This window comes from Streptomyces sp. NPDC058373, from assembly GCF_042723275.1.
GTDB lineage: Bacteria > Actinomycetota > Actinomycetes > Streptomycetales > Streptomycetaceae > Streptomyces.
In genome coordinates, this window is sequence record NZ_JBHXJE010000068.1 from 1 (window position 1) to 22,245 (window position 22,245).

Genomic DNA, 22,245 nt, shown 5'->3' on the forward strand with positions numbered 1-22,245 from the left:
CTGAGGAGTGCCCCATGCCCACCGCTTCCCTGCCGGACTCCCCCACCACCACATCCACCATCCCCGCCCCGTCCACCGCCGCGTCCCGTTCCGAGACCACCTCGGCCCGTCGCTCGCGCTCCAGCCCCGCAAGCAGTTCCGCAAGGACACCGTGCTCATCGTGGACGGCACCCTGGTGCCCACCCGCGACCACCCCATCGCCGAGCAGTCCATGAGCTACCGGTACTCCACCAACCACCAGGTCGTCATCGACGCCGACACCCAGCTCGTCGTCCTGGTCGGCCGGCCCCTGCCCGGCAACCGCAACGACTGCAAGGCATGGGAGGAGTCCGGCGCGAAGGCCGCCGTCGGCAAGACCATGACGATCGCCGACGGCGGATACCCGGGCACCGGGCTCGTGATGCCCCACCGCCGCCGCAAAGGCGAAGAGCTGCCCGACTGGAAACAGTCCCACAACAAGTCCCACAAACAGGTCCGCGCCCGCGTCGAGCACGTCTTCGCCCGTATGAAGACCTGGAAGATCCTCCGCGACTGCCGTCTCAGGGGCGATGGCGTCCACCACGCCATGCTCGGAATCGCCCGCCTGCACAACCTCAACCTCGCCGGACAGGCAAGCGGTCGGACTCGTCACCGCCCATGTCCAAACCAGTCAGAGATCATTTACGGGACAGCCCTTAGGCTCCGCGACGGTCGAGGAGAACGCTTCAGGGCTGGGGCCTGGCCGGCGGGCCACGCAGGTCGCCCGCCTTCTCCGAAAACACCCCCTATCGAACATGTTTCTCTACGTTTGATTTTGTTTCGAATGTTCGTCAGCGATTGTCAGTGCTGTGCTCGACGATTCTCTGCATGAGCCTCACCAGTGAACTCAACGACTCGAATTCGCCTCTGTCTCGTTTCATGGCACAGGAGTTGCCCGCAACGTCGCGGATCACCGGCAGTGTGCGCAGCCGGCTGCCCCTGCGGCCGCGCACCATCACACCGCAAGCCGCTGGACGGCCCGATTACCGCAGCCTGGGCCGTGCCATCGACCGCCGCCTGCGCATCGCCTTCGGTTCTCCTGTTGACTCTGTCCTCCTGGAAGGGGTCCTCTACGCAGGCATCGACGTGGCGGAGGTGGCCACTCGCGCTGCGGGGCAAGCCGTCCACGGAATCGGCCAGGCGCTGCTGTCCGAGCTGAAGGGTCAGCCCGCAGCCCGTGGCGGGACCATGACGCGGCCACGTCGCGACGAAGAGCGACTGAGCCGCCTGTGCTTTGCCGCCTCACACTTCGAAGAAGTCAAACGGGCCGGTCTCAGGGTCAACAACCCACTCCTGCAGTTGGATGCGAGTGCTGTCCTGGACGACCTGCTCGACCAGGTTCCCTCCTACGTCCCAGACGACATCGCCGGGCAGGTGGAACTCGCCGAAGCCGATCACGCGCTGGGGTGGGTGACACGACAGCCCGTGGACAAGCGCATCTGCGCGCCTGTCTTCAGCGGCAGCAACGACCTGGACGGCGCCGACGCCGACTTCATCGCCGAGGGGCACCTGATCGATTGCAAAGCGACCACCCGCCCGGATCGCTTCGGCTCGAGGAAGGAGGTGCACCAACTGGCCAGCTACCTCCTGCTCGACTACGAGGACGAATACACTCTGGACAAAGTGGGCTTCTACCTCTCCCGGCAGGGACAGCTCATCACCTGGTCGACGCAGGAGTTCCTCGACCTGCTGGGCGCCCGGCGCTCCCTGCCCGAGCTGCGGGCCGCCCTGAGCCAGACACTGCGTGGTCCGGCACTTGCCGCACCGCCGCAGGGGGAGAAGCTGCCGCCGCACGCGACGCAGGACAGCCTCTTCGACGAGGAAGACGACACCGAATGATCCACTCAGACCCCGGCAGTGGATCTCCTACGCCGGCCCGTCGGAAGGTGTCTCGCCCATGGCCCAGGCGGTTGGGCTCGGGCGGCCGGAGACAGAAGCAGGACGAGCATCTCTTGCGCCGGTGGGACGCAGGGCCGGCAACGCTGCGCCCGATCCGTTGACGTCGCGCAGCCCTGCCGGGTCCCGCCCGACCGTCGGTGAGGCAACCGGCACGCGGGCCTGGTCGGCCGCCGCGGCACAGCGCGTCGTGCCGCACAGCGGCCTTCTCCAGCAGCCGACGGCCGATGTCAGCGGCCACGGTTAGGCTCGCGTCAGCCGCCAAGGGGGTTGTATGTCGTACGGTCTGCTGACGCCGGATGTTCCGCTCGGTCCGTTCGAGGGGGCCGGTGTCACTGTGTGGTCGGCACCGGGCAGCAAAGCAAAGCTGCACGCCACATCCTCGTGCTCGTATCTGCGTTCCGCCCGGGCCACCGAGCTGGAGGTGCGGCTGGATGCCGCGACGGTCGACCGGCTGTGCGGTCACTGCGCTGCGTACGGTCCCCGGGCACGCCCTGGGACGGCGTTGGCTGTCTTCCTCGGTGCGGTCACCGGTGTGGGGATGCTGTACCAGCTGGGCCGCTACTGCCGGGCGGACGAGGACACGTGCGGCGACGAGGAGGTCAGTGCGGCGGCATCCGTGCTCCTCGCGGCTTCGTCGGCCGGTGAGGCGGAACGGGCGTCCGCCGACAGCGAGGAAGAGGACGAGGACGAGAGCTGGGAGGAACTGCAGGCTGCCCGGCAGGTGCGCGAGAGCGTCTTTGCCGAGTGGCTCGACGCCTTGACCAGCTTGAGCCGGGCGCACCACGTGCTGGGCCTGTTCCCGTGGCTGAGGCCGTGGGCCGACCCTGCGCTGCAGTGCAAGACCGACTACCTTCAGGTGCTGCGGAGTCGGGCCAGCCGGCTGGTCGCCGCGGATTCGCTCGTCCTGGCGGCAGCGGTGTCGGCCATGGAGGAACCGGACGTCCCCGCCGACGATCCGGCCTTCGCCCTGCTGGGTGCGCCGGTCCAGGCCAGACGGGAACTGGTCTCCTTGTGGCGGCGGTGGCGCAGCAAGGTGGAGAGCAGCTGGGATCATCCGCGTGAGCTGGGCTACCTCGTGCACCACCTGGCGAGCGGGACGAGCAGCCGCCGCAAGGGGTACGACCGGATGCTGGAGCGGGCCCGGGAGTTGCTGGACGGGTGGGAGGCAGCGGCGCGGTCGGGCGCGGCCGGCCTGGGAGAGGAGCGCCTCCTCGTCGCGCGTCTCGCCGAGAGTGCTCTGGCGCCATCGGGCAGCGGTGCGTCGGTCTTTGACCGGCTCGACGAGTGGGAGCGGGGTGTGCTCACCTCGTACACGGTCACGGTCGACTGGGAGCAGTCCGCGCAGCTGTCTCTCACCGTACGGGTGCCGGAATTGGTGGCCGCCCGTCTGCAGGCGCAGCCCTCCGTGCTCCTCTACGAGACGCCGGCGCAGCAGGCGCCCCAGCCGCAATCCGGGCCGAAGGTACCGGAAGCGGACGAGGGGCTGCGGCCCGGGGTGTTCGATGACACCCCGGTCCATGGCCGGCAGTTGTTGCGGCCGGAACATCTGCGGGCGCTGCGCACCGCGGGAGCGGACGCGGAGCAGTTGTATGCGGTGCTGGGTTCCGGCACCGGCATGGAGGTGGTCACGCTGAGTGTGCTGGAACAGCGGTGTGCGGCCGGCTGGGAAGGCGTGGTCCTCGCCGCTGCCCGCGATCTTCCCGACGCCCTGTTCCGCTCGCGCCTGCAGGAGGAGACCCGGGATGCGCCCGACCGCGAGCGCGTGTGGGCTGTGCCGGTGAGCGATCCGGAGCAGGAGGCGTTTGGCCGCTCCCTGAGTGCGGTGGAGGGCGAGCGGGTCCTGGTGCGGCTGTGCGAGAGGCACCGCCAGGCCGGACAGGCACTGAAGTCGCTGGCTCTGGCGCGTTCGGTGGCGGACCTGCGTGATCTCGAAGCCAGCGGGTACGACGATCGCGGCACTCCGCTGAGGGCCTTCGTGCCCGACGTGTGGCACGGGCTGCTGGCGATGGAGCAGCTGGACCTGGAACCCTTCGCGTCCGCCTCGCACCGTGACTGGCCCCAAGGCTCGGGCCTTCCGCTGGGGGTGCTGGCGTCCGTGCAGGTGTACACCACAGACGCGTTCGGCCGCTACCAAGGCCGGGCCCACTCCCCCGGCTGCGCGCACCGGCGTCCCTACCTCGGGGTCGACCGCCAGGACGCCATGGTGACCCTCGATGAACTGCTGGACAACGAGGGCTTCGACCCGTGCAGCAAATGCGGCGGGTACGCGGTGCGCCGCCTCGGTGATACCCAGGTCGCCTACTACCGGGCCGCGCACCGGCTGCACCGCATCCTGCAGTATTCCTCCTCTCACCGCCGGACAGACGTCACCGGGGAAGCTGCTCAGACGCTTAAGGAACTCAGTGACCTGGACGGGCAGACCGTGAAGGCGTGGTTTCCCCGCCGGGAACAGGCCCGCCAGTGGCGGCACGTTACGAGTCGCCTACGCGCCGAACTGCGGTTCCCTGCTTCCCCGTGAGGCGACGGCGTACTGCGATGGTGCAGGTGGCGCCGTTCGGTTCTCCGGTTCGAGGGCCGGACCCGGCCTGACAGCCGACGGACGCGTCGCCGACCCCGCACTGCCCAACGGCACAGCTGCCGGCTACCTCGGTATCCCTCTCACTCACGCCTACCGCCGCGAGCAGCAGATCCTGCGCGACACGGACGCCATATGCACCTACGACCCAAGAATCCACTGGCCGGCCTCAACGAGCGCACTCTGCGCACAGGTCTGCCCGCACACACCCTGGCAAAGCAAATGCCTGTGTCTCAGCGGCCAGAACGAGACGCGGAAACCTGACCACGCCCCCGTCCTCCCCTGTGGGCTGCCGTCTGCGCGCTTGCGGCCTCCAGGAGGGCCTCGGTGGCGACGATGCGGGCGTCGGCCAGGTCGAGGTAGAAGTTGGGTTCGGCTCCGCCTTCGCTGGCGACCACGGGCGCAGTCTCCGTGCCGCTGTCGGAGCCGGTGTCAGTGGCGATGTCGGTCATGGATGCTCCGTCGGTTGAGGCGGGGGTGATGGGCAAGGCGGAGCCCAGGAGGCGGCCGCTGGGGTGGTAGACGTCGATGCCACCCCCCTTGGGGGTGTGGGGGGACACCAGGACCTGGGCGGTGACCTGGCCGGGGATCCAGCTCGCGTGGTGGAGTCGGCCGCCCCAGCGGATGCCTTCCGGGCGCAGGATCCGGGAGTGGGTGCCGGGCGGGAGCTCAGCTTTCACGAAAGTCCGCTTCGGAGGTGGTTTCGGTGGGCGCGGCGGGGATGACCCATCCGGCGCCGGGGGCGAGACGACGTGGCATGTAGTTCTCGGGCAGCTCATCGGGGTGGGCGGGGGCACGCAGGGTGCGCAGTTCTTCGGTGGCCGCTTTGCGGGTCATGACGCCACGGAAGCTGAGCAGCTCGTGCTTGGTCGGTCATCAGCGGCACCTGAGCGGGATGGGTGTCGCCTTCCTGGGCGACGGACACGGCCCGGGAGCGAGCTGCTCTGGGGGGGGGCGGGGCCGACTATCGGGGCGAGCCGCTGCCACGTGCCGGCGCTGACCCGGGCGCGGATGACGGTGGAGAACTGCTCGCGGGCGCCGGGGAGGAGGCGACCGCCGGCGGTGGCGGGTCCGTCGTAGATGACGTGTATGCGGGCCGCGCGCCCCTCGTACAGAACGGCCTCGAGGGCGGCGAGGGCCGGGGGCCGCTTCGGGTCGTCCTTCTGCCGGAAGGTGTCTCAGTAGCGGGTGAGGTGCCGCAGCGGCGTCGGCCCGGTCGATCACGACCATCAGCCGCGGCACACCGTCGAGGGCGCTGCGGCGCTCCAGCTCGGTGCCGAGCCGACCAGGGCGTTGTGGATGCCGGCGGCGTTGCCGCGGTGCGTGACCGTCGGCAGGTCCTTCGCCCACAGGCGGGCGATGCGGGTGTGGTCGAGGCCCAGGGCGTGGGCGCCCTGGTGGAGGAAGTGGGCGGTGGGGGTGCGCAGGATGGTCGTGCTGTCACCGCCGGTGCCGCTGCTGCCCAGGATGTGGGGGGGGCGGCGTCGATGTCGACTGCGATGGCCCGGCCGGCGGTGCTGATGCCGATCAGTGCGGCGGAGTCGGGCAGCGCCTCCGGCTGCTCGCGCAGGCCGGGGTCGGTGAGGCGCAGCAGCTTCGGGAGCGCGGTCGTGTTCGTCATCGTGGTGGTGTTCCTCTTCTGTGCTGTGCGTGGTGAACCGGGTGTTCTCCGGGGCTGGGGATCGTGTCGGCCGGACCGGACAGGTCCCGGTGCGCGGCGGTCGGACGGGGCCGGGCCCGGTCAGTCGAGGTCGGTGGTCCCGGACGCGGCGCGGGGTCGGTTGCGGGCCCACTTCTTGAGGTCGCCGGCGTGGTACAGGAGTTCGGCACCGCGCTTGTCGACCGGTTTGGGAAAGGTGCGGTCGTTGGCGCGGGCGTAGCGCAGCGAGGGTGTAGGGCAGGTGGTATTCGGCGGCCTCGCGGAGTCCCCCCGCCCGGTCGTCGTCGGCCGGGGCCGGGGCCGCCGGCGGCGTCGCCACCGGAGTGGCGTCGCCCGGGTCGGCGGCCGAACCGGGCCCGGGTCATGCGCGGCCGTGGTCGGCGTGGTGCTCCAGGCGTCGGCGAGCGAGTCCGCGGGCGCGGCGGCGGGTTGGGTGTTGGACGTGGGCGGCTTCTGCATCGGCACCGGGTTGGCCTGCGTGGCGAGGGCTGCGGAATTCGGTCCGTCGGCGGCCTTCTTGCCAGTGGTGATCCGTGCCCGGGCCGGAGCGGCCGCTCCGGCGCGTGCGGCGGATTGCCGCCGATCGGAGCAGGGCGGGACACCGGGTGGGCGGCGCCCAGGGAGGCGCGGGGAAGTGTTTCAGCCGGCCTGCGCCCGCATCTCCTCCAGAGTCTCCGCGACCAGGGACACGCCGTCGATCAGGGTCTTCGCCGGGGCGCTGAGGCTCATCCGGAAGCAGCGGGTGGCGTGGCCGCGCGGGAGGTCGGCGGTGGTCGCGTCGACGAAGAAATGGCGGCCGGGCACGATGAAGACGCGCTTCTCCTTCAGCCGCTGGTAGAGCTCCACGTCGTCGAACCACGCGTGGTCGATCCAGACCCAGGCGAACATTCCCCCCGCGCCACCGTGCCCGCGCCAGGCGATGTCCGGCGGCAGCTGCTCCGTGAGCAGGGCGTCCATCAGCTCCCGTCTGTGCCGGTAGAACGGGGTGATGGCGTCGCGCGTCACCTCGTCCAGGGTGCCGTCGCGGAGCGTCGCCGCCAGGGCCGACTGCGGCAGCTGGGCGGCGTGGAGCACGGAGTTGGAGAGGAAGGCGGCGATCGCCCCGATGTACCGGGGGTCGCCGGTCGCGAAGCCGACGCGCTCGCCGGGCAAGCCGGCCTTGGAGGCCGAGAAGCAGTTGACGACGTTCGGGTGCCGCACCGGCTCGACGGGCACCTCACCGATCCGGGGGAAGGGGGCACCGTAGGCGTGGTCGATGACGAGCGGGATGTCGCGGGCCTCGGCGAAGGCGACGAGGCAGTCCAGCTCGGCGCGGTCCAGGGCACGGCCCGTTGGATTGCCCGGGGTCGAGATCAACAGCATGCCGATGTCGTCCAGGCGGGCCAGCGCGTCCAGGTCCAGGGCGTAGCGGAAGCCGTGCTCGCCGTCCTCGACGACGCGCGGGGCGACGCCGGCGATGCCGTCCTCGTGCATGCACAGACCCTGGTAGCCGGTGTAGTCGGGGACCAGGGGCAGGACGAGGCGCCGGCGCTCGCCGTCCGGCTCCGGTCCGCAGAACAGAGCCGCCGCCGCGAAGCACACCATCTGGCTGCCGGGGCCGACCACGACGTTCTCCGGGCCCAGCTCCCAGCCGTACGTGCGGTGGAAGTAGGCGCGCACGGCCTCGATCAGGCCGGCGCTGCCCCGCGAGGGCCCGTACCGGCCGCAGGCCGCGTCGAACTCCTCCTCCAGCGCCCGGGTGAGCACCTGTCGCCACATCGCCCTGGCCGCCGGGATGGCCGCCGGGTTGCCGATGCTGAGGTTGAGCCACTCCTCGGCGGCGGTCTCCGCGGTGCTGTCCGCCACGTCCTCCATGATGCTGCGCAGGCCGGAGAGACCTGCCATCCGCGTTCCGATCGGTGACAGTCGCATCTGTTCTCCTTCGATGAGCAGGGGGCCTGGTAGGTACGCCGGTCGCCTCAGCGCACGGCGGGTTCCAGCAGCCGCAGGTGGTCCCCGTCGAGCTGCACCGGCACGCCCGTCGGGAGCGTGAGGACGGGGTCGGTGTGGCCGAACTCGAACTCCGTGACGATGGGGAAGGTCAGTCCGTGGCCGACGTCGAGCAGGATGCGGTCCAGCTCCGCGCGGGCGGCGGCCGACCACTGGCGGGGCCGGCCCACGACCAGACCCTCGATGCCGTCGAGCAGACCGGCGTGGCGCAGCTGCCACAGGTCGCGGGCGGCGTGGGCGGGGCCGTAGCCGTCGTCGTTGGCGAACTCCAGGGCGAGCACGTGGCCTCGGTGGTCGGGCAGCCACGAGGTGCCGAGAAGTTGCAGGGCGCTGGGGACGCAGGCCGGCAGCAGCGGGCCCTGTGCCGTGCCGGGGCGCAGGACGGTGCGGGCCGGGGCGCGCTCGGCGACCCGGGGGCGGTCGTCACCGGCCCAGTCGACGAACTCGTCGTACACCTCCTCGGAGCGGGGGAAGTCCCCGGTCCAGCCGTGCATCGTCAGATCGAGGAAGGAGGAGCGGGTAAACAAGGGGGTGCCGCCAGTCTCCGCGAACTCGGACAGCACGGCCGGGCCGTAGAAGGTGGTGGCGCCGGTGCGGGCGTAGAGCGCGTGGTGCAGGACGGTGGCGTCGGAGTAGCCGCAAATGACCTTGGGGTTCGCGGCGAACGCCTCGTAGTCGATCAGGTCGAGGAGCTCGGCCGCGGCGAGCCCGCCGATCATCCAGAGGATGCCCTTGGTGTCGCGGTCGCGCAGGGCGGCGTTGAACTGGGCGGCGCGCGCCTGGCGCGATCCGGCCCGGGGGCCGTCCGGCGTCGCCGCGGCCCTGACCTGCAGCCCGGACCAGGACGCCACGTCGGCGAGGCCGCGCTCGGCCCGCGCCGGGAAGACGTCGGCGCCCTGCCAGGACGGTGAGACCACGGCGACGGTGTCCCCGCGCCGAAGCCGCGGGGGCCGCCGGCGCATGGCACGCAGGGTGGCCAGCTGCTCGTCCGCGAGACCGTAGGTGGCGCACAGGTCGGCGTCCGGCGTCGCGGGCCGCTTGTCGAGGGCGGCGGCGGCCCGCTTGAGGTTCTGTTCGACGGTTCGGGCCCGCCGGTCGGCCTCCTCAGTCAGCAGGGCGCGCAGGGCGGGGGTGGCACCGAAGCGGCCGAGGAGGGCGTCGCGGTCGTCGGTGTGGTGCAGCAGGGTGATCAGGCGCAGCACGCACTTGCGCAGGATCGAGCCGGGTCCCTTGCCGGCGGGCCGGGCTCCCGCCTCGGTCAGCAGGGCCAAGGCGCGGTAGAGGTTGACGGCGTCGGCCGCGTCGCCGGGGGCGAGTCCGGCGAGTTCGGCGGCCCGGACGCGGTCGGCCAGCTCGGGGAGGGCGTAGGCGTGCGGGCCCAGCGGGATGGCGGCGGTGATCTCGACGCCGAACCCGACCTCGGCGTACCGGCGGTCGGCGGACTCGAGGAGGATCAGGTTGGACAGCGGCTGCCAGCGGGCGCAGCGGCAGTCGGGCCGGCAGTCGGTGTCGCAGCCGACCCCGGGGCAGCGGTAGTAGTAGGTGACGCCGCGTCCGCGCAGCGCGTACCCCTCGCCGTACTCCCAGCCGGTGGTCACTTCGGGGTCGCGCAGGACGTGCACGGTGCCGCCGTGCCGGTCCGCCGCCTCGGTCACCGCCTTGATCAGTTCGGTGTCCCGCTCGTCGACGAGGACGTGCAGCCGGTCCGCGCGGTGGTCGCTCAGGGCGGCGAGGGTGGCGAGGTGATTGTCCTCGGCGACCCGGGCCAGGTCCGCGTCGTCGGCGAGGTCCGCGAGGAGACCGGTCATGCCGAAAGCGAAGAGCCAGGGGCGTTCGCCGTGGGCGCGGAAGCAGGGCTGGTAGTGGCAGATCCGTCCGATGGGGCGCCCGTCGGCGAGGGTCCGTTTGTACGGGGTGACCGTGGCGTTGACGAAGGCGACGGTGTCGTCCCCGTCGGTCACCGGGGCCGCTGGACGCAGCTCGTATCCCCGGTCGATGAGGGTACGCAGGAAACGGAGCACCGTCCCCCGGGTCTCCGGGGACTCGGCCAGCGAGCTGGTCGTGGCGAACAGCTCCTGTTCTAGCGGGTCGCTCCCGGCGTGCGCCGTACCGGGTGTGCTGCCAAGCGTCATGGGAGGGGTCCTCTTTCTCGGTCGGCTACGGCTGCGGCCGCGCGCGGCCCGGCAAGCGAGCGGCGGCCCACGCGATCGCGGCCCGTGCCATGTCCTTCTGGAAGTCGCGGAGAGTGGGGAGCGCGGGGATCGGCGGCATGCGGGACATCCACGTGAACCAGCCGCCGAACGCGGCGAGCAGCGCCGTCGCGTCCGCGTGGGCGCAGCCGTACGCGGTGACGACCTGGGCGAGCTGCCGCTCGGGCGGCCGGCCGTCGGCGCGGGCCACCTCCAGCAGGAGGTAGACCGGGTCGAAGGCGGCCGCTCCCCGGCAGGCGTAGGCCCAGTCGACGAGGACCGGTCCGGTGCCGGTCCACAGGATGTTGTCGGCGCGCAGGTCCGCGTGGAGGAGTTCGTCTCCGGTGAACGCCTGGCGTGCCCGTTCGGCGAGTGCGGCCCACTGGTGCGGGGGCAGCAGTTCGGCCCCGGTCGTATCGGTCGGCCAGGCGTCGAAGGCGGGGTCGTCGGCCAGGACCGACCAGGCGTCGAAGGTGTCCCCCAGGAGCCTGGTCACCGTCGGCAGACCGGCCGGGGCGGTGGTCCGAGTCTCCCGCAGGAGGCGGAGGACCGCGTCGAGTTGGGCGGGGGGCCAGCCGGGTCCGCAGATCTCCCCGGAGACGGCGCGGAAGGCGAGGACGGTCCATTCCCGGTGGTCGAAGCCCCACAGGAAGCCCACGGGCGCCCGGGTGGCGACGAGCAGGCGGCAGGCGCGGTGCTCCTGGCGGTACAGGGCGCGGCCGTGGCTGTTGACCGTCTCGGAGGTCGCTTTGAGGAACACCGGTCCGCGCGCGGTGCGTACGACGCCGGCGAAGCCCGCAGAGAAGCCGCCGGTGACGGTGTCCACGCCGGTGACCGGTGCCCCCAACTGCTCTTCCACGCGGCGGCGCACGTCCTGGGGGAGATCGTGCCAGGGCAGGCGAGGGGTCCACTCCATGGCGTCAGTACCCGAGCCCCATCCGCTGCCACACGGTGTGCCCGAACCCGGGGCCCCGCTCACCGTCGAGCCGTCCCACGGATGCGTCGCCTGCCCAGTCGGCGACCGCGCGCAGCGCCGCGGCGAGCGTCAGGCGGGCGAGCCCGGCCCCCAGGCAGAAGTGGTGTCCCGCGCCGAACGCCAGGTGCGGCGGTTCCTTCCGCCCGGGGTCCGGCAGGCGGAAGGAGTCGGGGGCGGCGTAGGCCTCCGGGTCGCGGTTGGCGGCGGCGACGACCAGCGCCACCCGTTCGCCGGGGGCGATGGTGCGCCGCCCGACGGTGACCGGCTCCACGGCGGTCCTGGGCACGAAGTGGAACGGGGCCTCCAGGCGCAGCGCCTCCTCGGCCAGGTCCTCAGCGAGGCCCGGGGTGGACCGTGCGGCGTCGAGCAGCGGCCGGGCGTCGCCGAGGAGGTGCGACAGGGCGGAGGCCAGGCATGCCACCACCGGCTCGATACCGCCGGTGAGGATCTGCGCGAACAGGGCGACCGCGCGGTCGGGGGCGAGTCCGAGGAAGGCCCGCAGTTGCGCGGGGCCGCGCCCGGCCCGCGCGTCGGACAGGGTGACCCGCTCCAGGTGGTCGCGCAGGCCGGTGATGGCGGCGCGCGCGCCCTCGGCCCGGACGGGGTCGAGCACGGGCACGCCGATGAACCCGATGATCTCCGCCGACCAGGCGAGGAGGGTGTCGCGGCGTTCCTCCGGGATGCCGAGCAGGTCACAGGTGACCGACACGGCGAGCGGCTGGACGAAGTCGCCCAGGAGGTCCGCCTTGGCCGGGTCGAGCGGGTCGAGCAGGGCGCGCGCCCGGCTCGCAACGGACGCGCGCAGCGGCCGGACCGCTCCGGGCCGGTAGGCCGGGGCGGCGGCCGAGCGCACCGCGGTGTGCTGGGGCGGGTCGCTGAACATGGGCCAGGCGTCGAAGAACGCCAGGAGGTCGGCGACCTCGTCCAGCACCTGCGCGTCGTGGTCGCCCAGGAACCCCGCTCCGATCCGCGCGGCCAGCCGACCGTCCCGCAGCAGCGCGTTCACGTCCTGGTGGGTGGTGACGTACCAGCTCCGTGTCGCCTCGTCCCACCACACGGGATCGGTGGCGCGCAGGTGGGCGTAGTGCGGGTGCGGGTCGCGGGCGAAGGAGTCCGACAGTAGGTCGGCGGCCATGGTGTGCTCCCTGTCGCGGTCGGTCAGGCGGGGCGGCGGGCGACGACGAAGAGGTTGTTGCCGCGTCCCGCGATGCCGGGCGCCTTGCGGACCTGCTTCTCCATGGCGAGGACGCGCTCGAAGGCGTCGCCGGCCAGGATGTCGACGAGCTGTTCGGTGGAGCCGTGGAGCTGGGTCTCCTGGTAGCCGGGGTAGATGAGGTTGGGGAAGCCGGAGAGAGCCTCGATCTCCAGGCCGGCCGCCGCGTGCATCTCCTTGATGCGCCGCACGTCGTACAGGTGCATGTCGGGCATGGTGTCGGTGAACCGGCCCCGGCGGGACAGGGCCTTCTCGGCCTCGTCGAGGTGGCCGACGGCGATGTTGAACCAGGCGGTGTGCCAGACGCTGGGCAGGAACGACACCAGCAGGCCGCCGGGCTTGAGAAGCGCGGCGACGTCCTTGACGGTCTGCTCAGGGTCGGCCACGAAGCCGAGGACGTTGTGGAAGTTGAACGCCAGGTCGAAGGATTCCCCGCGCAGCGTCTCGCCGACGTCGGCCAGGTCGCCCTGGACGAAGCGGACCCGGTCGGCGAAGCCGCGCTCGGCGGCCTTCGCCTCGGCGACCTTGATCATTTCCTGGGTGAGGTCGAAGAGGACGCCGGTGCTCCGGGGGGCCTCCTGGGCGAAGAAGGAGGTCCAGCGCCCGGTGCCGCCGCCCGCGTCGAGGAAGGCGAAGTCTTCCGGCAGGGCGCTGAGGACGTCCTCGCGCAGGGCGTCGGCGAGCAGGCGGTCGGAGAGCACCCAGTAGGGCTGGAGGTCGACGTCGTCGTAGGCGGCGGCCTTGTCGGCGAAGTAGCCGCGGACTTCCTGGTCGTATGTGGGCTCGGTCATGGTCGTCTCTGCTCCCTGGTCTGCGGATCTCGGAGAAGTGGTGTGATGTGCGCGGTGGGGTGCGTGCGGGTCAGGCGTCGGACGGTTCGGTGCGGAAGCTGCCGTTGAGGGCCTTCTCCAGCTCCCGGCCGCGCTCCTCGAACTGCTCCAGGGAGTCGGCCCCGTAGATGAGGTGGAGGCACCACGCGGAGGGGTGCGGGTCGGAGAAGTCGTCGCCTACGCCGTGCGGGCGCACCGTCTCCAGGACGTAGTCGAAGGCGTCGATCTCGGCCTGGGTGGGTTCGGCGGCGATCCGGCCGGCCTCGGACGGCGCCAGGTTGATCCAGCCGACGTACCGGCTGGGCTCGCCGTCCGCGTAGGGCGCGGGGCGGCCGGGGTCGACCACCGACTTGATCCAGGCGATGCGCAGGTCCTCGCCGAGCGCGCGGTAGGTCGCGGTGATGCCGCCGCCGGCGAACCGGGAGGCGATCTCGGAGAACACCACCTCGCGCTTGCCGGGCCGCTTGAAGAACTCCAGGTGGGTGATGCCCTCGCGGATGCCGAGGGCGTCGTTCACCCGGCGGTGGGCCTCCTCGACGTCCGCGTACAGCTCGGCCCACTCCTCGCGCGGCAGCAGGACGGAGCCGTTGTGCTCGCCGGCCGTCTCGATGGCAAGTCGCGGGCGCAGGTAGCGCATGATGCCCAGGACCGTGCTGCGCCCGTCGACCCAGATCGCGTCGACGTGGAACTCGTCGCCGCAGACGGGGCGTTCGGCCATCAGGAAGTGCTCGGTGCGGTCTGCTCCGAGGTCGGTCAGGAGCTTGGTCAGCTCCTCCTCGGAGTGCACCCAGCTGGTGCCCAGGGTGCCCAGGCCCGCGCAGGGCTTGACCACCGCGGGGAAACCGATCTCCGTGGCGGTGCGGCGCACACTCTCGGCCACCTCGGAGGTGCGCAGCGACACGAAGTCCGTGCAGGTGACCCCGGCGGCCCGCACGGCCTGCTTCATGGCCCGCTTGTCGCGCGTGTGGAGGGCCATCTCCAGGGTGGGCTGGGCGCACCCGAGGAGCTGGGCGAGGTAGCCGGCACCGTACTGGCTGAACTCCGAGAGGCTCACCACCCGGTCCGGAACCCAGCCGTCGATCCTGAGCTGGGTGGCGACCTGGCCCAGCTCGTCCATGTCGTCGAAGCTGTTGATGCGGAAGACGTACGGGAGGGTCTTCAGCACCTCCTCGTCGACGTGGAAGTGGGCGGCCTCGAAGGTGTCGAAGAGGAGGGCGACCTCGGCCCCTTCGGCGCGCAGCGCTTCCAAGATGTAGGGGTCCCAGCGGCAGACGAGAACACGGGTGGGCATGGCAGGGGTCTCCTTCGGGTGGGTGGGGGTGGTGCGGGAGGCGTACGGCAGCCGTCAGGCCCGGGTGCCTTCCTCGGCGGCGTCCTCGTGCCCGGTCTCCTCGGGCCCGGTCTCCTCGGGCCCGGTCTCCTCCAGGGCGGACAGGGGCGTCCTCGGCAGGAACCGCGAGCGGAACGTGATCAGCGCCAGTACCGCGAGGACCGCCGTGAAGCCGAGGATCATCGAGGTGGCGTGGCCGGCGTCGGTCAGGCGGCCCGAGAGGAGCGGGCCGATCATGAACCCGAGCGAACTGACGAACCCGTAGGCGGCGTTGAAGCGACCCCGGTTGGAGTCGTCGGCCCAGCTGTTGACCAGGGTGGGCCCGGTCGCGGCCAGCAGGGACTCCCCGACCGCGAAGACGACCATGGCGACGACCCCGACGAGCAGGGCGAGCAGGCCGCCACTCAGCCCGGTGACCGCCCAGATCAGCAGCCAGAAAGCCGCCCAGCTCCCGGCCAGCAGCGCCACGGCGACGCCCACGGTGACCCGCTTGATCCGGCCGATCAGCGCCGCCTGAACCAGGACGACGGCCGCGGTGTTGGCGGCGAACAGCACCCCCAACTCGGTGGGGCCCAGCCGGCTGTCGGCCAGGAGCACGGCGGGCATGCCCGAGTTGAGCTGCGAGTATCCGACGGTGAACAGCACCAGCACCACGACCAGCAGGGCCATCAGCCAGCGGTGCCCCAGCGCGGCGCGGTAACCGCCCCGGGGCCGTTCGGCCTCGGCGCTCGGCTCCGGACTCTGCCCGGCGGGCGGCTCGGCGGACCGGTGCCGGCGTACCTCCCGGGCGACCAGCCAGCCGGTGACGAGGAAGGACGCCGCGTCGAGGAGGAAGAGAGCCTGGAAGACGGCGAGCGAGCCCGTCATGCCCGCCAGGAGGCCGCCGGTGAGTCCCCCGATCCCCATCATCGCGTTGACCATGGCGAAGTCGGCCGAGAAGAGCACGGGCCAGTGCTTCTGGGGCACCAGATCGGCCATGAGGGCGTTCCAAGTGATAGCCCCGCCCACGCCGAGCCCCTGCACGAAACCGGCCGCCAGCGCTGTCGTCGGCGTGTCGCACAGCGCGTAGCCGACGGCGCCCAGGGCGGCGCAGACCAGCGCGGCCCAGACGGCGGTCACCCGCCCGAAGCGGTCCGAGACCCAGCCGGCGAGCGGGCCGCCGACCAGGGCGCCCACCGAGGTGGCGGCGACCGCGCCGGTGGCCGCGGTCAGGGACAGGCCACGCATCTCGTGCAGGTAGACGACGAGGAGGGGCAGGACCACGCCGCTGCCGGCCGCGTTGACCGCGTTGAGCACGATCAGGCGCCTGGCCCGGGGCGGGAGCTGCCGCAGCGTCCGCAGACTGTTCATGGGAGGCACGGTCCTGTCAGGTGTGGAAGAGTGGGTGGTCGCTGAGGATGTCGGCGTGGGGGTACAGCTCGACCCCGTACCGTGCCAGCACGTCCAGCTGCCTTCTGATCTGCGGGACCGCGGCGGCCGGGTCGGTGTGGTCGCGCGGGGCCATGCCGATGCGCTCGACCGCCTTCTCGACCGCGATGTTCTCCCAGCGGCCGAGCTGGGGCATCAGCAGATGCTGGTAGTCGGCCTGCCAGAGCCGCAGCACGGCACGGTCGTTGACCTGCCGGACCCGGTCCAGGGTGGTGTGGTTGAGCCGCCGCGCGGTGTGCACGTCCATGCCGATGTGGGACCACGAGTAGTCCGGGTCGTCGGGGTCGTGCACCTCGATGCGCAGCGCCTCCTTGTCCTCCCACAGCGGCATCGTCTCGTCGGAGATGCTGAAGACGCTGAGCATGAAGTGGCCCGCGTACTCCTCCGTGAGGAAGTCCCGCGTCTCGGCGAAGTCCTCGGGCCGCTCCCCTGGATAGCCGGCCATGAACGAACAGCGGTAGCCGAGCCCGCCCTCGTTCAGCAGCCGGAAGGCGCGCAGGTTGTCCTTCCGGGTGACCCTCTTGTTCATGTACCGCAGCGTGCTGTCACTCATCGACTCGAACCCGATGGACAGGAACTGGCAGTGCGAGGCGGCTAGTTGAGCGATGAGTTCGGGCGTCTTGAGCACATTGGCCCGGCTGTAGCCCTCCCAGCCCACCCCGACACCAGGCAGCAGCCGCATCAGCTCCCGCAGCCGCGTCGGCGGCACGGTGAAAGTGCTGTCCATGGCGGAGATGTAGGAGGCGCCGTTCTCGAACACGTAGCGCCGCCAGTCGTCGGCGATCTTCTGCGCCGACTTGTAGCGCCACTTGGGGCTCGCGGCCGGGAAGGAGCAGAACTTGCAGCTGAACGGGCAACCGCGCATCGACTCGTACGGGATGACGCGCCAGTGCCCTTTCGGGGAGGGCGAGGGGAACGCGTCCAGGTCCAGGTACTCGAAGGGGCTGATCCGGTGTCCGAGCAACTCACGGGGGTGGCGGTAGACCAGGTTCGGGACCGTCTCGAGGTCGGTGCCTTTCTCCAGCGCGGTGAGCAGCCCCGGCAGCGCCTCCTCCCCGTCACCGCGCACGATGTAGTCGATCTCCGGTATCGACCGCATCAGCGAGGTGTACTTGAGGTTGCTGTACTGGCCGCCGAGCACGATCGGTATGCCGGGGTAGGTCTCGGAGATCCACCGCACGGCGTGGCGCAGGTCTCGGTCGGTCCAGATGAAGCTCGTGGACAGCAGCGCCGCCCGGTAGTCGCCCTGGGGCGCGGGGGCGGGCAGGTCGTCCGTCCACAGGTTGGTGGTGTCGTAGGTGTCCACCCGGTGGCCGGCCCGTTCCAGGATCTCCTGGACCGCGAAGGTGGTGAGGTGCGGGACGTTGTAGTAGCGGGGCCGCAGCAACGGATAGTCCGTGCCGTTGTGCCGGAATCCCAGTCGGCTCAGCCCGAACTCCTCCAGGTCCGTGCCCTTGAGGTAGGCCGCCGTGTTCGCCTCGCCGCTCTGGCGCTCCAGCATGGTGCCGGCGAGGTAGTCCGAGTTCTTCAGTGTCGGCCCGAGTCCGGACACAAGTACGACGTCGATGGTGCACTCTCCTGGATAGGCACGGAGCGACGGAGGCTTTTCGGGGCTTCAGGGGTTGATCTGGCGACCGTTCACCCGCTGGAGCATCTGGAGGTCCCGGATGTCGTCGTGCCGGAGCAGCCACAGGAAGAACCGTTCGACGCCCAGCCCGAACCCGGAGGTCCGCATCGGCCGCAGCTCCCGCATCCGCAGGTACCAGGCGTAGTCCTCCTCGGCGACCTCGTGGTGGGCCAGCGCCTCGCGCACCTGCTCGGCGGTGGCGTGCCGCTCGCCGGCCCCGACCGTCTCGCCGATCCCGAACAGCAGGTCGCCGTTGCGGGCGCGGGACGTGTCACCCGGCTCGTACGCCTGGTAGAAGGGGACGGAGAGGTGGTCGAAGTGGGTCACCCAGACGAACTCCCCGAACTTGTCCATCAGCGCAGCCTCGGCCTTGCGGGTGAGGGCGCGGGCGCCGTCGGCCACCTCGGTGACGAGGTCGGGGGTGTCGCCGAGCAGGTCGACCGCCTCGGCGAAGGTGACGCGCGGGAACTCCTTCAGGGACAGCAGCCGCTCGATGTGCGCGGTGTCCCCCGCGATCTCGGCCAGCGCTGGCCCCATCTCGTCCAGGTAGGCCCGCCCGAGGTGGCGTACGTATTCCTCCACGGTGTCCATTACCGTGTCCAGGCCGCCCTGCAGCTCGGCCTCCGAGTGGTAAAACTGGCACAGGTGCGTCGGGTCCGGAGCCTCACCCCGGAACGAGGGCATCACGTAGTACGCGCCCTTCTCCCACATGCGGCAGCTGTACTCCAGCAGGAACTGCATGGAGTCGGCGAGGTAGGTCGGCACACCCTCCAGCTCGACGCGGATCGGCACCGAGTCGCTGCCCAGGCCCATGGGGCTGGAGATCGACCCCGTGGTCACCGGCAGGTAGGCGGCGCGGACGTCCCGGCCGGCCCAGAACCCCACGGTGGCCCGCTGCATGACGTCCGTCAGCTGGAGCAGCAACCGGTACCAGGGGTGTGTCAGGGCCACTTCGAAGTGCTCGTCCGGAGTGCGCCAGGTGCCCGGTGCGGTCAGCGGCTGCGTCTCAGTCGGGTGAGTGCTCACGTGTCCTCCTCGGACCGTCGGTGCGGGGGTGGTGCGGTGGGGCCGGGCTCGGGCCCCCGGGGCGGCGGTGCCTCACGGCAGCCGCGCCGGTCAGTCCCAGGCCCAGGTCTGGCGCGACGCGTCGGCCTCCTCGGAGGCCGGAGCCGCCGAGGTCGCGGTGGCCGAGCCCGTCACCGGCTCCTCGGAGGCACTGACCACGGGGAGGACCGTCGCGGCGGCAGCGGCGCAGGCGGTCAGCAGGACGGCGAGTCTGGTTGCCATGTGGCTCATCTCCTGACAGTCGGGCACGGAGGACCTGCTGGTCACAGCGGGTTCTGTTGGTGCGATCAGTTTTCGGCACCGGCCCCCGGCCGGGCAACGGATGCGGATGGCAGCAAGGTGCGTTGGCACCAAAGGGCCTGCGGGGCCGCGGCGGTGGCGGGGCAGGCGGAAGCGGCCGATCAGCGTCGGCGACAACGAGCGGTGTCGGCCAGAGCAGTTCGGGCGGAAGGGTCAGCCGGCGGGCATCTCGCAGAGCGGGGCATCGGCGGGCATGGTCACGATGCCGTGGCACAGGGCGGGTTCACTGGGGCCGGGCTCGCGCAGCAGCACCTGGTCGTGATCCTCGGCGCAGCGCAGAAGGCCGCGCACGGCCAGGAGTACGCAGTGGCCGGCGGCCTCAGCCGAGGCCGCCGTCACGAAGAGCACACCCACGCGGCCCCGGTACGGCAGGACGGCCTGATAGACGTGTTCCACCACGCAGCCGGGCACGCGAGCCATCCGTACCGCCACCTGGCGCAGGCTCACCGCGGCCGGCGCGGGCGAAGGCGGTGACACTTCTACATGGATGGCGTACACGGGCACCGACCATTCCAGTCCAGCCTTCCCGCCGGGCGCTCCAGCGGTGACAGCTTATGGCCGTGGCAGGAAGAGGACCGCCGCCCCGCGCTCAGATCCAGCCGACCCGTGCGGCGAGCATCCCCGCCTCGAAGCGGCTACGTGCCCCGAGCCGGGCGGTGAGGACCGCCATCATCCGCCGTACGGTACGCAGGGACAGGCCCAGTTTCCGCGCCGCCACCTCGTCGGTGTGCCCCTGCGCGAGCAGGCTCAGCAAGGCGCTCTCCTGTGGGGTGGGCGCTTCGACGTCCCCACCCGGCAACTCCCGTCCGTCGAGCGGCGCGCACCGCTCCCAGAACGTCTCGAACAGGGCCACCAGAGCCGCGACTACACCGGGGGCCCGCACCACGACGGCCCCCAGCGAGGATTCCTCCGGGTCGAGCGGCAGGACGGCACAGGCACGGTCCACCACGAGCATCCGCAGCGGCAGCACCGGGCTGGTCCGTACCTCCCCGCCGAGGGTGGACAGCCAGCGCGCGTACTCGATCGTGGCGCGGTCGTTGCGGACGCTGTCCAGGTAGACCGTCCGCAGCCGCACCCCGGAGGCGAGACTCTGCTCGTCCAGCGGCCGGCTGGCGTCCAGCGCGGCCTGGCTCAGAGCGCCGCCCGGCATGAAGGCGAGCAGTTCCTCACGCGCCTGCCGGCTGAGCTCGGTCAGCCGTATCCGTACATCGGCCATGCCGCTCAGCGTCTCCAGGCGACCGCCGCGCCCGGCCTGGCTCGCAGCGTAGGCGGCGGCCAGATCGGCCGCGGCCGCGCGCGCCACGGCCAGCTCACGCTGCTGCGCCTCGATCTCGGCCTCCCGCCGGTGGATGTGGGCGGCGAGCCCGACCTCCGGGTGCACGGGCACCGGCAGCACGTCGTCGCCCGTGGGCAACGACAGCATGGAAAGCTCGGCGAGCTTGTCGAGGCAGTCCCGGATCTCCCCCGCGGAGACCCCCAACTCCCCGGACAGGTCGTCGACGGTCCGCTCGGGCCCGGAGACCACCAGCCGGAAAACGGCCACGCACAGGTCGTCCTGCCCGATCAACATCGCGAGCGAACTGTCCCCCATGGGCGCAAAAGCGCCCACTCCCCCACCCGTCCGCATACTTCCCCCGATCCACGCATGGGCCCCACAAGGACCACACCGATGGCAGTCAACGTACCGGGGATCGTTCCCTTCCGCATAGGCCGAACACGACCCTCCCCCGAACCCGACCCACCCCTCCCACCAGCCGGCATGACGGCGACCATGTTCTCCGTCTGCGTCGGCTCCAACGTGGTCCATGGCACCAACATCAGCGTTCCTGCCCTTGCCCTATAAGCGGGTGATTCCGGTTCCATCATTTCGAAGGGGACTGACAGACGAGGCCGACGGCCGTCTTGGCGAGGTTGCCACGGGGACGGCGGCACGGCTTCAGCCGGAGAACAGCAGCCTGGTAGCGCTCCGCGTACTCGCGGGCCCTGGTCCGGGCAACGCGGGCGTGGAAGACGAGAGTGTGCGAAGTGAAGTAGTCGGGCCGGTCGGAGGTCGTCAGGACCAGCCCGTCGTCCCGCAGGCGATGTTCGGTGAAGCCGGCGAAGACGCCATCGGCGATCGGGACGCTCGCCCACGGGTTGTGCAGGATGTGGAAGCCCTCGCTGAAGGTCTCACGCTCCTCGGGGCCGTAGTCCCCCACCACGTAGGCGTGTACAAGGGAGCGGTCCGCGTTGGGGTCCGGGTCGGGCAGGCTTCCGTACCGCAGCATGGCGACATCGTCCGGGCCGTAGTCCAGCCGGTGCCTACGCGGTGGAACTTCGCGACCGTGGCGCTGTTGGAGAAGATGACGGCCGACAGGTGTGCGGCTTCGGGCCGGGCGAACAGGCCGCTGGGGATGCTGGTGTCGCCTCGCCAATGTTCGGTGATCTTCTCACTGGTCAGGACGAGGGCGCCCTGGTCATCGCGTGTGGCCACATCACGGCGGCCACACAGGTAGTTGGCAAGCGTAGTGACCGTGTGGAACAGCGAGCTGAGGTGGTGGAAGGACTCCAAGGCGATCACGAACGGGCGGCCTTGCACGTGAGGGGCTCGCCAGTAGGCGTGCCCTTGGGCGGACCGTTTCTCGAGTTTACGGCGCAGCGCCTTGGCGGACTGGAGTACGAACTCTGCTTCGGCATCGTCCAGATCTGCGGGGATCAGTGGGCTTGATCTGCTTTGACGGACATCCGAGATCAGGGGTTCAGCCCCGCCGAGTACGAGACCGCACTCGCAGCCTGACCACCACACCCAAGGTGTCCGTCAAAGCCGAACAAGCTCACATGCCACATCCGTCAGCTCACCACGACCCGTCACAAGATCAATTAGTGGACATGACCTTGGCGTTGTGGTGGTCGTTGTTCCGTCACAGGTGGGGCAACTCGGAGTCGGTGTTGGCGTGGAAGAGTGCATGGACTGTCGCCGAGCAGGTGGGCATGCCCGGCGGGTCCGCCTGCAGCGATTGCTCAATGCGTGTGACGGGGACGCGACGGCCCGGCGAGATGGCGGGGTCGCTTACAGCCGCTAACACAATGAGGTGGATCGCTCCTGCTGACCGTGTCCGCGTCAGGAGTTGGGCGTTGTCCGGGCATGGGGACTTCGCCGTGGATCG

17 protein-coding genes and 1 pseudogene are annotated in these 22,245 nt (G+C 71.1%); 3 read left to right on the top strand and 15 right to left on the bottom strand.

Going from position 1 to position 22,245, the window contains the following annotated elements:
- Positions 1–94 precede the first annotated feature (94 nt).
- From ACFWMZ_RS26645 to ACFWMZ_RS26655, 3 genes and pseudogenes are all read left to right on the top strand, one after another.
- Positions 95–607: pseudogene (locus tag ACFWMZ_RS26645) on the top strand (transposase); the annotation flags it as partial.
- A gap of 239 nt (positions 608–846) precedes the next feature.
- The gene (locus ACFWMZ_RS26650) at positions 847–1,857 is read left to right on the top strand and encodes a hypothetical protein (RefSeq protein ID WP_383204661.1); all 1,011 of its coding nucleotides are present in this window, start codon (positions 847–849) and stop codon (positions 1,855–1,857) included.
- A gap of 331 nt (positions 1,858–2,188) precedes the next feature.
- Entirely contained in the window at positions 2,189–4,435 is a 2,247-nt protein-coding gene (locus ACFWMZ_RS26655; RefSeq protein WP_383204664.1) for a hypothetical protein, read from the top strand.
- Positions 4,436–4,725: 290 nt separating this feature from the next.
- On the opposite strand, the gene ACFWMZ_RS26660 is transcribed toward ACFWMZ_RS26655, so the two are convergent.
- The 15 genes from ACFWMZ_RS26660 to ACFWMZ_RS26730 form a co-directional block, all read right to left on the bottom strand.
- On the bottom strand, positions 4,726–4,944 hold the full coding sequence (locus ACFWMZ_RS26660) for a hypothetical protein (RefSeq protein ID WP_383204667.1): 219 nt from the start codon (positions 4,942–4,944) through the stop codon (positions 4,726–4,728).
- Positions 4,945–5,161: 217 nt separating this feature from the next.
- Entirely contained in the window at positions 5,162–5,329 is a 168-nt protein-coding gene (locus tag ACFWMZ_RS26665; protein ID WP_383204670.1) for a hypothetical protein, read from the bottom strand.
- A gap of 1,462 nt (positions 5,330–6,791) precedes the next feature.
- Entirely contained in the window at positions 6,792–8,063 is a 1,272-nt protein-coding gene (locus ACFWMZ_RS26670; RefSeq protein ID WP_383176985.1) for a valine--pyruvate transaminase, read from the bottom strand.
- A 47-nt stretch (positions 8,064–8,110) separates the two neighbouring features.
- On the bottom strand, positions 8,111–10,273 hold the full coding sequence (locus ACFWMZ_RS26675; protein ID WP_383204673.1) for an LD-carboxypeptidase: 2,163 nt from the start codon (positions 10,271–10,273) through the stop codon (positions 8,111–8,113).
- 25 nt (positions 10,274–10,298) lie between these two features.
- Positions 10,299–11,246 carry a phosphotransferase gene (locus ACFWMZ_RS26680; RefSeq protein WP_383176991.1) on the bottom strand — a complete coding sequence of 316 codons (948 nt, stop codon included), beginning with the start codon at positions 11,244–11,246 and terminating at the stop codon, positions 10,299–10,301.
- 4 nt (positions 11,247–11,250) lie between these two features.
- On the bottom strand, positions 11,251–12,441 hold the full coding sequence (locus ACFWMZ_RS26685) for a cytochrome P450 (protein WP_383204676.1): 1,191 nt from the start codon (positions 12,439–12,441) through the stop codon (positions 11,251–11,253).
- 23 nt (positions 12,442–12,464) lie between these two features.
- Positions 12,465–13,310, bottom strand: a complete 846-nt coding sequence (locus ACFWMZ_RS26690) for a class I SAM-dependent methyltransferase (protein ID WP_383176997.1) — start codon at positions 13,308–13,310, stop codon at positions 12,465–12,467.
- A gap of 70 nt (positions 13,311–13,380) precedes the next feature.
- The gene (locus ACFWMZ_RS26695; protein ID WP_383177000.1) at positions 13,381–14,640 is read right to left on the bottom strand and encodes an acetyl-CoA carboxylase biotin carboxylase subunit family protein; all 1,260 of its coding nucleotides are present in this window, start codon (positions 14,638–14,640) and stop codon (positions 13,381–13,383) included.
- 54 nt (positions 14,641–14,694) lie between these two features.
- Positions 14,695–16,029: an MFS transporter gene (locus ACFWMZ_RS26700; RefSeq protein WP_383204679.1), complete on the bottom strand. Its 1,335-nt coding sequence runs from the start codon at positions 16,027–16,029 to the stop codon at positions 14,695–14,697.
- A gap of 16 nt (positions 16,030–16,045) precedes the next feature.
- Positions 16,046–17,659 carry a B12-binding domain-containing radical SAM protein gene (locus tag ACFWMZ_RS26705; RefSeq protein WP_383177006.1) on the bottom strand — a complete coding sequence of 538 codons (1,614 nt, stop codon included), beginning with the start codon at positions 17,657–17,659 and terminating at the stop codon, positions 16,046–16,048.
- A gap of 63 nt (positions 17,660–17,722) precedes the next feature.
- Positions 17,723–18,760 carry an asparagine synthetase A gene (locus tag ACFWMZ_RS26710; protein ID WP_383177009.1) on the bottom strand — a complete coding sequence of 346 codons (1,038 nt, stop codon included), beginning with the start codon at positions 18,758–18,760 and terminating at the stop codon, positions 17,723–17,725.
- A gap of 90 nt (positions 18,761–18,850) precedes the next feature.
- A complete protein-coding gene (locus ACFWMZ_RS26715; RefSeq protein ID WP_383177012.1) occupies positions 18,851–19,021 on the bottom strand; it encodes a hypothetical protein in 171 nt (56 codons plus the stop codon).
- A 231-nt stretch (positions 19,022–19,252) separates the two neighbouring features.
- The gene (locus ACFWMZ_RS26720; RefSeq protein WP_383177015.1) at positions 19,253–19,519 is read right to left on the bottom strand and encodes a hypothetical protein; all 267 of its coding nucleotides are present in this window, start codon (positions 19,517–19,519) and stop codon (positions 19,253–19,255) included.
- A 169-nt stretch (positions 19,520–19,688) separates the two neighbouring features.
- Positions 19,689–20,690, bottom strand: coding sequence for a LuxR C-terminal-related transcriptional regulator (locus tag ACFWMZ_RS26725; protein WP_383177018.1), 1,002 nt, complete (start codon positions 20,688–20,690; stop codon positions 19,689–19,691).
- 271 nt (positions 20,691–20,961) lie between these two features.
- Positions 20,962–21,366 (bottom strand): hypothetical protein, encoded by a 405-nt coding sequence (locus ACFWMZ_RS26730; protein WP_383204682.1) that lies wholly within the window; start codon positions 21,364–21,366, stop codon positions 20,962–20,964.
- Between the last annotated feature and the right edge of the window lie 879 nt (positions 21,367–22,245).

Bases quoted from the DNA above. Each gene is read 5' to 3' on its own strand.
- ACFWMZ_RS26655 (WP_383204664.1), top strand. From the start codon at position 2,189: ATGTCGTACGGTCTGCTGACGCCGGATGTTCCGCTCGGTCCGTTCGAG.
- ACFWMZ_RS26720 (WP_383177015.1), bottom strand. From the start codon at position 19,519: ATGGCTCGCGTGCCCGGCTGCGTGGTGGAACACGTCTATCAGGCCGTC.
- ACFWMZ_RS26675 (WP_383204673.1), bottom strand. From the start codon at position 10,273: ATGACGCTTGGCAGCACACCCGGTACGGCGCACGCCGGGAGCGACCCG.
- ACFWMZ_RS26660 (WP_383204667.1), bottom strand. From the start codon at position 4,944: ATGACCGACATCGCCACTGACACCGGCTCCGACAGCGGCACGGAGACT.
- ACFWMZ_RS26700 (WP_383204679.1), bottom strand. From the start codon at position 16,029: ATGAACAGTCTGCGGACGCTGCGGCAGCTCCCGCCCCGGGCCAGGCGC.
- ACFWMZ_RS26670 (WP_383176985.1), bottom strand. From the start codon at position 8,063: ATGCGACTGTCACCGATCGGAACGCGGATGGCAGGTCTCTCCGGCCTG.
- ACFWMZ_RS26680 (WP_383176991.1), bottom strand. From the start codon at position 11,246: ATGGAGTGGACCCCTCGCCTGCCCTGGCACGATCTCCCCCAGGACGTG.
- ACFWMZ_RS26715 (WP_383177012.1), bottom strand. From the start codon at position 19,021: ATGGCAACCAGACTCGCCGTCCTGCTGACCGCCTGCGCCGCTGCCGCC.
- ACFWMZ_RS26695 (WP_383177000.1), bottom strand. From the start codon at position 14,640: ATGCCCACCCGTGTTCTCGTCTGCCGCTGGGACCCCTACATCTTGGAA.
- ACFWMZ_RS26690 (WP_383176997.1), bottom strand. From the start codon at position 13,310: ATGACCGAGCCCACATACGACCAGGAAGTCCGCGGCTACTTCGCCGAC.
- ACFWMZ_RS26725 (WP_383177018.1), bottom strand. From the start codon at position 20,690: ATGGGGGACAGTTCGCTCGCGATGTTGATCGGGCAGGACGACCTGTGC.
- ACFWMZ_RS26650 (WP_383204661.1), top strand. From the start codon at position 847: ATGAGCCTCACCAGTGAACTCAACGACTCGAATTCGCCTCTGTCTCGT.
- ACFWMZ_RS26730 (WP_383204682.1), bottom strand. From the start codon at position 21,366: ATGCTGCGGTACGGAAGCCTGCCCGACCCGGACCCCAACGCGGACCGC.
- ACFWMZ_RS26665 (WP_383204670.1), bottom strand. From the start codon at position 5,329: ATGACCCGCAAAGCGGCCACCGAAGAACTGCGCACCCTGCGTGCCCCC.
- ACFWMZ_RS26685 (WP_383204676.1), bottom strand. From the start codon at position 12,441: ATGGCCGCCGACCTACTGTCGGACTCCTTCGCCCGCGACCCGCACCCG.